Genomic DNA, 13,996 nt, shown 5'->3' with positions numbered 1-13,996 from the left:
ATATTAGTAAAAGAGCGGTAACTTTCGTTATCGCTCTTTTTTTGTTTCCGGTTTATCGGGAAAATCGCTTTCTGATAAATTTGTTTTGTTCATTAAGCTGTGAGGGAGTTTGGCGAGAAAAGTAAACATGTTTGCTTTGTCTTTCTCTCACCTTGTACTATCTTTGCAAAGTTGCGAAGACGGGCTGTGGTTCGGCATAATCAAATAAATTTGCTTCTGCGCTCACCTTGCACTATCTTTGCATAATCAAAAGAATTGTGATATGAACCTCTTCAATGATTTTCTGAATACTATTTCGGATACAGAGGTTACGACGACCTCGGCTATATTCAAGTTGATGCTGAGTTTGTTGTTGGGGGGTATCGTGGGCTTTGAGCGAAAGCGGAAAGGCCAAGTAGCCGGTGCTCGTACATTTGCGCTCATCTCTATGGGTGCAACGTTGGCGATGATTATCTCTATCTATATTCCACAGGTTTATTTGGGATTGAAAAACGGAGACCCGGGACGAGTTGCCGCACAAGTGATTACAGGTGTCGGTTTCTTGGGTGCGGGAGCCATCATTCAAACAAAAGGTTCGATACGAGGTCTGACCACAGCTGCCGGTATTTGGATGGTGGCGGCTTTGGGTTTGGCGGTAGGTGTAGGTCTTTATGTTATTGCGATTATTTCGACCATATTGATATTGTTCACGTTGGTGAGTTTGGAACAATATGAACGTCGGACGAATTTAGACCGGGAAGGAAAAATTATACATTTGAAAGCGACCGAGATTGTCGAGGATTTGACCCGGTATGAAAAATTATTGGGTGAGTATAAGGTTTCGTTACACAATGTGTTGGTAGAATATAATTATTCGGAACAGAAGACCGATTTGAAATTTATCGTTTTGTCTCGGTCTACGACCGATTTTGTTTCTCTTTTTTCCCATATGCGTAATATTTACCGAACGGAATATATTTCACTTCAAAACGAGATTTGATTATGGAATTGGATGCCCTCATTACCGATTTGGCTCTTATTTTGATTGTGGCTGGGGTAGTGACATTGCTTTTCAAGAAATTGAAACAGCCCGTTGTATTGGGTTATATTGTCGCCGGTTTTTTAGTGGGTCCCAATTTCGTTTTTTTCCCTACCATAGTAGATGAGGGTGATATAAATTTATGGGCAGAACTAGGTATCATTGTACTTCTGTTTTCTTTGGGATTGGAATTCAGCTTTAAAAAACTTTTTCAAGTAGGGGCATCGGCCGTTCTTACAGCGCTAGTCATTGTATTGGGTATGATGCTGGCAGGTTACGGAGCCGGTCGGTTATTACATTTCACGTATCTCGACAGTATCTTTTTGGGAGCGATGTTATCTATGTCGTCGACGACGATTATCATCAAGGCCTTTACCGATTTGAATTTACGCAAGAAGGCTTTTACGAATTTAGTTTTTGGTGTGTTGATCGTGGAAGATTTGTTTGCCGTGGTGATGATGGTGATACTTTCTTCTATTGCCGTGAAGAACTCGTTCGAAGGGGCGGAACTGTTGGAGAGTATCGCTAAATTGGTCTTTTTCCTGATTATTTGGTTTGTTGTGGGAATCTCCATATTACCTCTGATTCTGAAAAAAACACGTAAGTTTTTAAATGACGAGACTTTGTTGGTCGTTTCTATGGGGCTCTGTCTGGGTATGGTCGTTTTGGCTACTTATGCCGGATTTTCTTCGGCTTTGGGCGCTTTTGTCATGGGATCTATATTAGCCGGTACGAACGAAGCCGAACGGATAGAGAAAGTCGTTCAACCGGTAAAGGACCTGTTTGGAGCCATATTTTTCGTATCGGTAGGTATGTTGGTCAGCCCGGCGTCTCTCAGTCAATATGCATTGCCTATCTGTTTGCTCTCTATTGTTGTTATTGTAGGACAGATATTCTTCGGTACGGTGGGTATGTTGGCTTCGGGACAGACTTTGAAAATATCGATACAATCGGGGTTTAGTTTATCTCAAATCGGTGAGTTCGCTTTTATTATAGCCTCGTTGGGAATGTCGTTGAATGTGATCGACAAATTTCTGTATCCGATAGTTGTGGCAGTATCGGTGATAACTACTTTTTTGACTCCTTATTGTATTCGGTTGGCCGACCCTGCTTATAGTTGGATTGAGCGACGTTTGCCGGAGAGGTGGCTTGCAGCTATCGACCGTTATAGTCAGAGCCGAACCGAAATAAAGCCTCATAAGGCAGTATGGAAAGAGGCTATTGCACAATATTTGTGGAGAGTACTGCTTTATTCGTCGCTGATCGTAGCGATAATTATGGTCTCTAAAATGTGGTTTATACCGTTGATGGTGGAAATTTTGCCTGAGTGGGGGCGTATGATCGCCGCTATCGTAACTTTGGTAGTGATGTCGCCGTTCTTGTGGGCTTTGATGGTTAAGGAGGTAAGCATGTCCTTGATAAGGAAATTGGGAGAGGGGAGTGTAAACCGGGTTCCATTGACTTTGATGATAGTTTTCCGCATATTGCTAGCTTTGTTTTTCGTTATATATTATCTTTCTATCGTCCACTCTCAACGTACCGGCGTGTTGTTGGGACTGGGTATATTCATTGTTGTTCTCATTTTATTGTCTAAGCGCATACAGAAGCAGTTCATGCGTATCGAAAATATATTTATGGATAACTTGAACGAAAGGGAATTGCGAAAGACAGGACGGAATACGAGCTTGGTGAGCGATATGCATTTGGCCTATATGGATGTAAATGCAGACTGTCCGTTTGCCGGACGTCGCTTAATGGATTCCGATTTACGCAAAGAATATGGAATCAATGTCGTAAGTATTCAGAGGGGAACTCGGCGAATCAATATCCCGAAGGGGGAAACCCGAATTTTTCCGGGAGATACGATCGGTGTTATTGGAACAGATGATCAGATTCAATCTTTGCTTACCGTAGTGGAAGGTAGTGAATCGCCCGAAGAGGAAACCGATAACAGGGAAGTCACATTTACGCATGTTGTTGTTCCCGGGAATTCGCCGTTGATCGGGCAAACGAGCTCGTCGTTGAGCATTCGTAATAAGAATAATTGCCTCGTTGTGGGAATAGAACGTGCAGACGGAACATTTCATCAGCCCGACGGACAAACTTGTTTTGAGGCGCACGATGTGATTTGGCTTGTCGGGGAGCCGGATAATATCAAACAGTTGATTCAGGATAAAATAGAAAATCATATACAACATACATAAAGACCTACGATTATGCAGGAAAAAATTATTATTCTCGATTTCGGTTCTCAATACACGCAGTTGATTGCCCGTCGGTTGCGGGAGCTGAACACGTATTGCGAAATCTTGCCGTACAATAAATTCCCTTACGGAGAAGAGGGAATTAAAGGAGTGATTCTCTCGGGGAGTCCCTATTCGGTGAACGATCCTAATGCCCTTTTTGTCGATTTGAGTCGTATCCGTGGTGTTTATCCGGTACTTGGCGTTTGTTACGGGGCGCAATTTTTGGCTCATACGTCGGGGGGAAAGGTCGAGTCTGCCGATACCCGGGAATATGGTCGTGCCAATTTGGCTTGGCATGATGAGAACGATCCCCTCATGCGCGGTGTGCGGGAGAATTCCACCGTATGGATGTCGCATGGCGATTCTATTACGGTAATTCCCTCTACCTTCACCCTTGTGGCCAGTACCCATGAAGTAAAGACAGCGGCTTTTCATATCGAGGGAGAACTGACATGGGGTGTACAGTTCCACCCAGAGGTATATCATAGCGAAGACGGCACGCTTCTGCTGACGAATTTCGTACGTGATATCTGCCACTGTGATATGGACTGGACACCGGCATCGTTTATCGAACATACAGTAGCGGAATTAAGTACGAAGTTGGGAGACGATAAAGTGGTATTGGCTTTGTCGGGAGGTGTCGATTCTACTGTGGCTGCCGTGTTGCTTAACAAGGCGATCGGTAATCACCTTACCTGTATCTTCGTCGATAACGGTTTGTTGCGGAAAAACGAGTTTGAGAGCGTCCTTGCCAACTACAAGGATATGGGGCTCAATGTCTTGGGCATAGATGCTAAGGATTATTTTTACGAACAGTTGAAGGGGGTGACCGAGCCGGAAAAGAAACGGAAAATTATCGGCAAAGGTTTTATCGATATTTTCGATCGTGAGGCTCGTAAGCTGACCGATATAAAATGGCTGGCGCAAGGGACTATTTATCCCGACGTGATCGAATCGCTTTCGATTACGGGTATGACTATCAAATCGCACCATAATGTAGGTGGATTGCCCGAGAAAATGAATTTGAAACTGGTGGAGCCGTTGCGTCTGCTGTTTAAAGACGAGGTGCGCCGGGTCGGTCGGGAACTGGGTATCAGCGAGAAACTCATCGGACGTCACCCTTTCCCCGGTCCCGGATTGGCTGTCCGTATACTTGGAGATATCACACCCGAGAAGGTACATATCTTGCAGGAGGCAGATCATATTTTCATACAGGGACTTATCGACAACGACCTGTATAATAAAGTGTGGCAGGCGGGAGTCGTTTTGTTGCCGGTACAGTCGGTAGGGGTGATGGGCGACGAACGGACATACGAGCGGGCTGTCGCCCTCCGAGCCGTTCTTTCGACCGACGGCATGACTGCCGATTGGGCTCATTTGCCTTATGAGTTCCTTGCCAAAGTATCTAACGACATTATTAACAAGGTGCGTGGCGTGAATCGGGTGGTTTACGACATCAGTTCTAAACCGCCTTCGACTATCGAGTGGGAATAGTCAATAGATTTCGGAATTTATAAAACGAGCGGAGTCAATTTCCTCAAATGGAAATTGGCTCCGCTTCTGCGTTATGGAGAAAGATCGGATTTATTTTTTCTCGGTAAGAGTGAACCGGATTGTACCGGCATTGACTAAATCTTCGTGGGAAATGAATCGTCCTTTATGTTTTTTCCCGTTTACCGTGATACGGTCGGTGTAGATAGCCTTCGGAGATGGCCGTTCGCACTCGATGACCAGGGTGTCTTGGGTATAATAACGAGGATCGAGATGGAGTATAATCTTGTCGAAGATAGGAGCTACGAGGGTATAACGGGGTATTCCCGGACAATCGGGATAAAGACCCATCATACTGAATACGGCCCATGCGGACATCGTTCCTGTGTCGTCATTGCCGGGTATGCCATCGGGTTGATTCTTGAAGTATTTTTTCAAGAGCGAGTTGACTAGCGAGTCAGTTCTCCATTCTTCACCTTTGACTTGGGCAAAAAGGTAGGGGTAAGTGATGTCTGGCTCATTTGCCGGATCGTAGAAGTTTTCATCGAATACATTTCGCAACTTGGCGGCGAATTTCTTTTCTCCTCCCATCAATCGTTTTAGCCCGTCGATGTCGTGGGGGACATAGAAGGTGTAATTCCATGCGTTGCCTTCATGGAATCCGGGAGCCGGTTCGAAGTTGAGTCCTTGCAGGGGATCGAACGGCGTGTAGAACGAGCCGTCTGGCAGTATGGGACGCAGTGTCCCGAATTCTTTGCAATAGTAGTGTTTGTAGCCCAACGAACGTTTGGCGAAGGTTTGGGCATCTTCTTTGTGCCCTAAATTTTCGGCGAAGCGGGAGAGTGCGAAATCTGCCAGATAGTATTCGAGGGCGTGGGATACGGAGTTATCGAATTGTTCACGTAAGGGTACATATCCCAGTTTCATGTAGTCGTCGTTATCGGTGCGTAAAATATTTTCGCTACTGGGAGCAGTCGCCGATTTTACCATCGCCTCATAGGCTGTTTCTGCATCGAAGTTTTTAAGTCCTCGCAACCATGTGTCCGCCAACATAATGATAGCCGGATCTCCCGACATGGTGAGCGTTTCGTTTCCATAAAGTTCCCAGCGAGGTAACCAACCCCATTCTTTGTACATGTCGATGAGGGTCTGTACCATGTCGAGTTGCTTTTGGGGATAAGCGAGGGTAAAGAATGGGTGTACGTTGCGGAATGTATCCCATAGCGAGAAGACGGTGTAGCGATCGTGCCGGGTGGTGAGTATCTTGTCGCTCTCCATAGCGGGATATTGCCCATTGACATCTTGGAGAATGTTGGGGTGAATAAACATGTGGTATAGTGCCGTATAGAAGATGGTTTTTTGTTCATCGGAACCTCCTTCTACTTCTATTCGGGAGAGTATATCGTTCCATTGATTCCGGGCATCGAGGCACACTTTGTCGAATTGGAATCCTTGCTGCTCACTGTCGAGGTTTTGGCGGGCATTCTCGATGCTGACGAACGATACGCCCATTTGTACTTGAATCTGTTCTCCGGGTTTGGTATCGTAGGAGAAGAATACTCCTATGTCATCGCCCGACATTTCTTTGGTGTACCGGGTGTAGATTTTGTACTTCCCGTTATCGGGATCCCATTCGGCCTCTACACCGGTCATAGGTCTTTGTTTTTTCCAGTATCCCGATTGTAGGGGCTTTTTGTTGACCCGTATCACGAAGTAGATAGGGAATACTCCCTGCCGGTTGTAGTAACAAAATCCACCGAGGAGCTTGCTACCTTCGTATTCGGTATCGCTTACTTTACGGATGGTCGCTCCACTCTCGTTGGTGAGTCCTTCTCCTAAATTGAGCAATATGTGGCTTTCACCGCCCGGGTAGGTGAATCGGGCGATGGAGGTGCGGGGTGTAGCACTCACTTCTGTATCGATACCGTAGCGAGTGAGCCGGTTGGCATAGTAGCCCGGGTGAGCTTCTTCCAAAGCGTATTCACTACCGTATTGCTTGTAATCGACATTGAGTTCTCCGCTTGTCGGCATTAATAGGAGGGAGCCTAATTCGGGGCAGCCCACGCCGCTAAGGTTTACATGAGAAAATCCGGTAAAAAATGTGTTGTGGTATTCGTAGGGGGTGGACCACCAGCGCGCATCTTTGTCATATACGTTTTTGTCGGAACCCATTACATTGAATGGTGTGACCGACATAAGGCCGTTAGGACAGATTGCACCCGGATTCGTCGTTCCGAAGTTCGTTGTTCCGATGAAAGGGTTTACATAAGCGACAGGCTCGTCTGCCGATAGTGTGGCGGACGAGACTGTCATTATGATTCCCGCAACGATGAGATTGCGAATGTTCATAAAAAAATCAGATTGTTGAGTTCTTTTTGGTAAATTCGATGATTTCCGAAATATATCCGAATGCCATTCCCACGACTGTGTCGGCCGCGCCGTAATAGACCGCTACTCGATCTTCGTTGTGAAGGGCTGCACAAGGGAATATAACGTTGGGTACGTCGCCTTGCATCTCATAGGGCATTGCCGGGGCAAGGAGATAGGGTTGTGTACGATAAAGCACTTTGGAGGGGTCTTCACGGTCGAGAATTGCCGCTCCCATAGAGTAACGGAATCCGTTACAAGTGGTAATGACACCGTGGTAGAACATGAGCCAGCCTTCGTCGGTGAGGATAGGGATAGGGCCAGCACCTACTTTGGTACATTGCCAAGCGCTCACGGGGAAAGGTGTGGGAGAGAGTACGTGCCGATGTTCGCCCCAAAACTTCATGTCGGGGCTGTAACTGATATAAATATCGCCGAACGGAGTGTGTCCGCTGTCACTCGGGCGGCTCAACAAGGCGTATTTCCCGTTGATCTTTTGCGGAAACAGTACTCCATTGCGATTAAAAGGCAGAAGGGCGTTTTCACATTGGAAAAACTCTTTGAAATCGAATGTGTAGCCTACACCGATGGTCGGACCGTAGTAGCCGTTACACCATGTGATCCAGTAACGGTCTTCGATCCAAGTGACACGGGGATCATACTTGTATTCAGATTCTATCATATCGGTATTTCCTGCTTTGAATTTAATGGGATCATGTTCGATGTCCCAATGAATACCGTCTTTGCTGAATCCTGCAAAGATATTCATTTGCACGGCTTTGTTATCGCAACGGAACACTCCGGCGAACCCGTCTTCAAAAGGTACTACGGCACTGTTGAAGATGCTGTTGGAAGAGGGGATATGGTAGCGGTCGATTACTGGATTTTTCGAATAACGCCACATGACGTCCGCACATCCTGCCGGACGGTCTTCCCAGGGCATAACCATTTTTTTTGTCATATCGTTTTTTCTTTTTTAATGTATATGTGTTTAATGTTTAATCGCGATTGAACGTAGATCTATTTTTTGTCATCGATTACTTTCTTTCTTCGAATCATCGTAGGTGAATGGAATGAAGTAGGTGATTAGTAACGATGGTATTGTAGCCAACAATACATAGATAAAGAATCTTTCATAGCCTAGCCAATCACTGAAAAATCCACTCATCATACCTGGAAGCATGACACCGAGGTTCATAATACCCGAAGCGAAAGCGTAGTGTGACATTTGGTGTTTGCCCGGCGCTATCTGTTGCATCATGAAGAGTGTGAGACCCACGAATCCGAATCCATAACCAAAATATTCGATAACGATACCGGTTCCTATCAGATAGAGATTTTCGGGCTGGAATATGGCTAATAATGTGTAGGCTACGAATGGAAAGTTGAATACGCAACAGAGGGTGAAAAGCGTTTTCTTCAATCCTCGACGCGAAACGTAAACTCCTGCTAACAATGATCCTAAAACAAACGCAGCTGAACCGAACACTCCATTCAATGTGCCGATTTCGGTAAGAGAAAGTCCCAATCCGCCGATATCGCGTGAAGAACGCAGAAATAGCGGAGCGATTTTCATGATAAATCCTTCGGCAAAGCGGTAGAGTATGATGAAACAGATATAGTAAAAGATGTGTTTCTTGGTAAAGAAGTTTTTAATGACCTCCCATAGCTCTTTCGCCACATCGGAACTTGAACGTTTTTCTTGGTTTGGTACTTGTGTGGAAGGAAGTACTTTTGAGTGGTATAGCCCCAATAGCAACAACAGTGCCGAAATGATGATAAAAATAATCATCCACGCTTCTTTATAGGCGGGCATATTCGCTTGAATAGAGGCTCCTTCGGATGCGCCGAAATGTTCAGCTAGCATTCCCGCTGCTGCTACCAATCCACCGTTGGCTACTAATTTCGCGATGTTGTAGAAAGCTCCTTGTACACCGATGTATTTTGCCTGATCTTCGGGCGATAGTTCGGCCATATAGACGCCGTCACAAGCTATGTCGTGCGTGGCTCCACTCAAAGCGATGACGGCCATCGTGGAGATACTGATAGCGAAAAAATAGTCGAAGTTCAATGAGAGAGCTACTATACCGAATAATAATCCACTCAGTAACTGGGTGACGATAACGAAAAATTTTTTCGTACGATACATTTCTAAAAAAGGACTCCAAAGGAACTTTAATGTCCACGGTAGCATGATGACAGATGTCCAAAAGGCAATTTGGGTATCGGATATTCCTAAGTCCTTGAACATGAATGTGGAAACGAGATTTACCGCTATAAAAGGAAGCCCCATGGCAAAATATGCCGAGGGGACCCATGCAATAGGATTTATCGATTTTTCTTTACTAACCTTCTTCATTTTCCCGAATTGTGTCTTTTTCTGTTCTATAAATGGGATATCGATTATTTGATTCTGATTTCATCGGTGAATAGCCACCCTCCGGCAATGCCGTTCGATAATGCCTTGTAGCGGATATAGCGGGCTTTTGCATTACCTTCCCAACCGAATTCTTTGAATTGAAGCGTTTCGATGTCGGGTGAAATGTCATTGTCGACAGTCGCGAGGGTATCGTAATGTTCTCCATCGACGGAGCTCGATATGATAACTTGTTTGGGTAACCATACATAGGGACCTTTAAGCTGTATGAATTCGGCACGGACTTGTTTGATGTCGGTTTCTTTACCGAGATCAATCGTTACATCAAAATCGCAATCGATAAAGCCTTGCCAACGGTCGTCGTTGTACATCCAACCACCCCGGACACCATCGACCAATGTTTTCTCTCCCTGAGCTGCGTAATGATTGCTATAAGGATTGGCATAGGTTACTTTTTTCCCGATAGCCAGATGGTTTACCTTTTGGTATGATTCGGGTTTATCGCCTATTTCTTTTTCGAGTGGGAAAGGATTATAACCCTGTTCTCGAAGTATATTTACCGCTTGAAGGGCTCGGGTGTGGAAATTATCCCACTTTTTGACCTCGGAAGGTGACCACCCGATTTCGGCAAGTGCCAATATCCGAGGATATATCATGTATTCGTAGTGCTCAGGTGTGGGTATGTGCTCGGTCCATACATTTCCTTGTACACCTAGAATCAGCTCGGCTTCTTTCGTGGAAAGCGAATCGGGGACCGGTTCGAAAGAGTAGACTTTTTCCAAAGTAAGATACCCGCCAATGGCCATCGGTTGAGTGTTGGGGGCATCTTGAAATGCATCGAGGTAGCAGTATTTACCGGGTGTCATGATGGCTTGGTTTCCGGCTTTTACAGCTTTGATGCCACCTTCTTCTCCTCTCCATGACATGACTGTGGCCGTAGGAGATAGCCCGCCTTCTATGATTTCGTCCCACCCGATGATTTTACGACCGTGATCGTTTAAGAACTTTTCAATGCGGTGTATCATGTAACTTTGCAATTCGTCTACCGAATTTAAGTGCTCGTCGGCCATGCGCTTCTGACAACGGGGGCATGTCTTCCAACTACTTTTGCTTGCTTCGTCACCTCCGATGTGAATGTATTCAGAGGGGAAAAGGTCGATTACTTCGAGTAAGACGTTTTCGAGGAATTCGAAAGTTTTTTCGGTTCCTATGCAAAAGTCGGCATTGACATAGGGTTTACCGGAACAAGATAACTCTGGGTAAGTAGCCAATACTTCTTCGGAGTGTCCCGGCATTTCGATTTCGGGAATGATGGTGATATGACGTTCGGCAGCGTAAGCGACAACTTCCCGAATGTCGTCTTGTGTGTAATATCCGCCGACGGCACGAGGATCGTCTTGCTCACAGAAAGTGCGACCTTCTACCCACCAGTCGTTTAATTTATCGAATGGCCTCCACGCTGCGAAAGAGGTGAGGCGGGGATATTTCTTTATTTCGATTCTCCAACCAGCACCATCGGTCAAATGCCAATGCAACCGATTCATTTTGAAATAGGCCATCGCATTCAATTGTTTTTTGACAAACTCTTTATCAAAGAAGTGGCGCGAAACATCGAGGTGCAATCCCCGGTATGGGAAACGAGGGGAATCGTTGATCGTCAGAGCGGGAAGAGTTTTGTTATCGCCGTTATTCAACAGTTGCAGAAGTGTTTGGAGTCCGTAGAATATCCCAGTCTCGGTATTTGCCGACAGGCGAACACCTTTTTTAACGATTTCGATCCGATAGGCTTCATTTCCTGTCACGATGGAACTATCGCAGAGGTTCAATTCTATTCCGTTATTTCCGGTAGCTGATTCGGCAAAGGGAACGGAACTGAGCGATGTCCCTTCGAGATAGTCGGTCAGAGCTTGACGACTTTCTGCGGAGAGGTTTGTATAGAACTTGGTCTCGGGTGAAATTGTAAAATTTCCGCTGTGATACTCTACCGATCGAGGCATAGGTATAACATCTATTTCTTTTCGCTCAGAACAGCTGTTTCCGATAAGTAACAGTGTAGAGAAGAGAACGGATTTGAATATATTATGTGTATTCATACGTTTCGGTAATAATCATTAGTTAACAGAAATTTCATCGACAAAAAGCCAACCTTTTTCACCTTTGGCTCCGTGCCATGCCGGTATTTTATCAGTGGTATCGATAACCACCCGGATTTTCGAGGCGGGGACGGCAGGAAATTCGCAGGTATATTTCCGTACTCCGTCTTGGTCTTGTTTTTGTGTTACCGGAATTTCGAGTTTCCCGATTTCGGTCATCGGGTTGTCTCCATTAGTCGCATAGACTTTTATTTGGGTGGGCGGGAAAATGTACTCGGAATATTGTACGAGCGACCCTATTTTGACCTGACTTATCGTTTGCGTTTTTCCTAAATCGATTGTTGCATCTAACGGCGTATCGATGAATCCGAGCCAACAACCGTTGCTGTAATTGAAATCTCCATGTATGCCATCGGTGAGTACACCGGCTCCTCCGAAAGTATATTTTTCACTGGGTGCATCTTTCAGTTGGGGCATGTGTCCTGTGGCTTTATTGAATTTGAAGGGGCGCACGAGTGTGCGGGTTTCGATGCCTTCGCGTACGACGATAGCTTTCAATGTGCAAGAATCATTTTCGGTACGGATTTCTATCGGCTCGGTATATCGGGTGCTGTTTGTCGTTGGTTCGGATCCATCGAGGGTATAGTAGATGGGTGCATTGCCTTGTGTACGGAGTGTCGCTTCTATACAGCCTTTGGTTTCATTTACCGAGTATTCGCCTTTAACTTCGAGTATATGTTTGGCATAGTTGAGTCCCATTACATCGTAGATGGCAAGGATATGGCCTATATTATCGAGGAACCGGTCATAACTTTTGTTTTCGACTTGATCCCATTGTACTTCGCTCAGTGCTGCTAATCTGGGAAGTATCATGTATTCGAGGTGTTCGGGAGTAGTGATATATTCTGTCCAGATGTTAGCTTGTGTACCTAATATGAATTTGGCTTGTTCTTCTGTAAGACTTTCGGGTATGGGATTGAAATTGTAGACCATATCGACTGGATTATAACCGCCGATAGCCAAAGGTTCGTTTTGTGTATCTCGTGATTGGTAATAGTCGAGATAAAGAGGGGCAGTCGGTGTCATGATGGCATAATGCCCTTGTTTCGCCGCTTCGACACCTCCCGCAACACCTCGCCATGACATAACAGTCGCATTGGTGGTGAGTCCGCCTTCGAGCATTTCGTCCCATCCGATAATTTCGCGTCCGTGTTCATTGAGGAATTTCTCTATCCGTTCGGTCGTATAGCTTTGCAGATAGTGTTCGGCTTTACCATGTTCGTCGTCTTTGAGTCCTAATTTTTGGATACGGGCTTGGCAAGCAGGACATTTTTCCCATCGAATTTTGGGACATTCGTCACCTCCAATATGTATGTATTTCGAGGGAAATATATCTATGATTTCGAGCAAAACGTTTTCAATGAATTCGAATGTTTTTTCTTTTCCTACGCAGAGCACATCGTCACGGATACCCCACTGTCCGGAAACTTCGTACGGGCCACCCGTACAACCTAATTCGGGATAAGAGGCCAATGCCGCCATCATGTGTCCGGGAAGGTCTATTTCGGGAATAATAGTAATACCCAAATCGGCGGCGTATTTTACCATATCACGTAATTCGTCCTGTGTATAGAATCCACCATAAGGGGTAGTGTCGTAGTTATCCCATTCTTTACGAATCATGGTTTTGTTGCGAATACTGCCCACTTCGGTCAATCGTGGATATTTTTTTATTTCTACGCGCCAGCCTTGATCGTCGGTGAGATGCCAATGCAATGTATTTAGTTTGTGAACAGCCATTACGTTGAGAATCCGTTTTACTTCGTCTAATGTGAAGAAATGACGGGCAACGTCGAGGTGCATTCCCCGATATCCGAAACGGGGAGCATCGTTTATCGTGGCGCAAGGAACCGACCAATTTTCATCTGCGGAGAGGCTTTCTCCATAGATCGCTACCGGAAGGAGTTGTTTAACGGTTTGTAGTGCATAGCGTACGCCGTTGGGCGTAGCTGCGGTTATTTCGATTTTCTTTTTGCTGATGTTTAGCCGATAAGCCTCTTGGCTCATAGTCGTGTCGATTTTTACGATCATCATATTTTTGCCTCCTTTTTCGGCTATTTTTAGGTCCTTGCCGGCTGTTTTACCGAATTGTTCTGCAAACCGAGCCAAGATTTCATTTACTTCGTCTCCACATTCCGGTGAAATAAAAATCTGTGTGTCGTCATCGAAAGAAAAGCGTCCCGACATCTGTTCCATGTCATTGGGATAGGGTATTAATTCATAACGGTTTGGGTTGTCTTCACTTTGGCAGGAGATTAAGGAGATTATCAAGGCCACAAGTGCGAGATAACGATTCATATTTTTCATAACTGTTTGGATTATGTGATGTTAATATCTGATTTCG

Annotated in this window: 8 protein-coding genes; 3 read left to right on the top strand and 5 right to left on the bottom strand. The window is 45.4% G+C overall.

The window, feature by feature from the left end:
* Positions 1-262: 262 nt before the first annotated feature.
* Genes QVD32_RS04150 through guaA form a run of 3 tightly spaced genes read left to right on the top strand, consistent with a single transcriptional unit; the run spans position 263 to position 4,758 of the window.
* Positions 263-979, top strand: a complete 717-nt coding sequence (locus QVD32_RS04150) for an MgtC/SapB family protein (protein WP_021892128.1) — start codon at positions 263-265, stop codon at positions 977-979.
* A gap of 2 nt (positions 980-981) precedes the next feature.
* The gene (locus QVD32_RS04145) at positions 982-3,222 is read left to right on the top strand and encodes a monovalent cation:proton antiporter family protein (protein ID WP_021892129.1); all 2,241 of its coding nucleotides are present in this window, start codon (positions 982-984) and stop codon (positions 3,220-3,222) included.
* 12 nt (positions 3,223-3,234) lie between these two features.
* Positions 3,235-4,758 carry a glutamine-hydrolyzing GMP synthase gene (guaA, locus tag QVD32_RS04140; RefSeq protein WP_021892130.1) on the top strand — a complete coding sequence of 508 codons (1,524 nt, stop codon included), beginning with the start codon at positions 3,235-3,237 and terminating at the stop codon, positions 4,756-4,758.
* A gap of 90 nt (positions 4,759-4,848) precedes the next feature.
* On the opposite strand, the gene QVD32_RS04135 is transcribed toward guaA, so the two are convergent.
* The 5 genes from QVD32_RS04135 to QVD32_RS04115 all read right to left on the bottom strand — a co-directional run bounded on the left by QVD32_RS04135 (position 4,849) and on the right by QVD32_RS04115 (position 13,959).
* Positions 4,849-7,068 carry a GH92 family glycosyl hydrolase gene (locus QVD32_RS04135; RefSeq protein ID WP_229033600.1) on the bottom strand — a complete coding sequence of 740 codons (2,220 nt, stop codon included), beginning with the start codon at positions 7,066-7,068 and terminating at the stop codon, positions 4,849-4,851.
* A 43-nt stretch (positions 7,069-7,111) separates the two neighbouring features.
* Entirely contained in the window at positions 7,112-8,083 is a 972-nt protein-coding gene (locus QVD32_RS04130) for a glycoside hydrolase family 130 protein (RefSeq protein WP_021892132.1), read from the bottom strand.
* Between the two features lie 69 nt (positions 8,084-8,152).
* The gene (locus QVD32_RS04125; protein ID WP_021892133.1) at positions 8,153-9,481 is read right to left on the bottom strand and encodes an MFS transporter; all 1,329 of its coding nucleotides are present in this window, start codon (positions 9,479-9,481) and stop codon (positions 8,153-8,155) included.
* A 44-nt stretch (positions 9,482-9,525) separates the two neighbouring features.
* Positions 9,526-11,592: a glycoside hydrolase family 20 protein gene (locus QVD32_RS04120; RefSeq protein ID WP_021892134.1), complete on the bottom strand. Its 2,067-nt coding sequence runs from the start codon at positions 11,590-11,592 to the stop codon at positions 9,526-9,528.
* 18 nt (positions 11,593-11,610) lie between these two features.
* Entirely contained in the window at positions 11,611-13,959 is a 2,349-nt protein-coding gene (locus tag QVD32_RS04115; RefSeq protein ID WP_021892135.1) for a beta-N-acetylhexosaminidase, read from the bottom strand.
* Positions 13,960-13,996: the final 37 nt, after the last annotated feature.

The sequence above is a fragment of the Barnesiella sp. genome (assembly GCF_022723415.1).
Classification (GTDB): domain Bacteria; phylum Bacteroidota; class Bacteroidia; order Bacteroidales; family Barnesiellaceae; genus Barnesiella; species Barnesiella intestinihominis.
This window is presented reverse-complemented; position numbering and strand designations above follow the sequence as displayed.

Excerpts from the sequence above, each read along its gene's own strand:
- QVD32_RS04150 (WP_021892128.1), top strand. The coding sequence starts at position 263 with ATGAACCTCTTCAATGATTTTCTGAATACTATTTCGGATACAGAGGTT.
- QVD32_RS04145 (WP_021892129.1), top strand. The coding sequence starts at position 982 with ATGGAATTGGATGCCCTCATTACCGATTTGGCTCTTATTTTGATTGTG.
- guaA (WP_021892130.1), top strand. The coding sequence starts at position 3,235 with ATGCAGGAAAAAATTATTATTCTCGATTTCGGTTCTCAATACACGCAG.
- QVD32_RS04135 (WP_229033600.1), bottom strand. The coding sequence starts at position 7,068 with ATGACAGTCTCGTCCGCCACACTATCGGCAGACGAGCCTGTCGCTTAT.
- QVD32_RS04130 (WP_021892132.1), bottom strand. The coding sequence starts at position 8,083 with ATGACAAAAAAAATGGTTATGCCCTGGGAAGACCGTCCGGCAGGATGT.
- QVD32_RS04125 (WP_021892133.1), bottom strand. The coding sequence starts at position 9,481 with ATGAAGAAGGTTAGTAAAGAAAAATCGATAAATCCTATTGCATGGGTC.
- QVD32_RS04120 (WP_021892134.1), bottom strand. The coding sequence starts at position 11,592 with ATGAATACACATAATATATTCAAATCCGTTCTCTTCTCTACACTGTTA.
- QVD32_RS04115 (WP_021892135.1), bottom strand. The coding sequence starts at position 13,959 with ATGAAAAATATGAATCGTTATCTCGCACTTGTGGCCTTGATAATCTCC.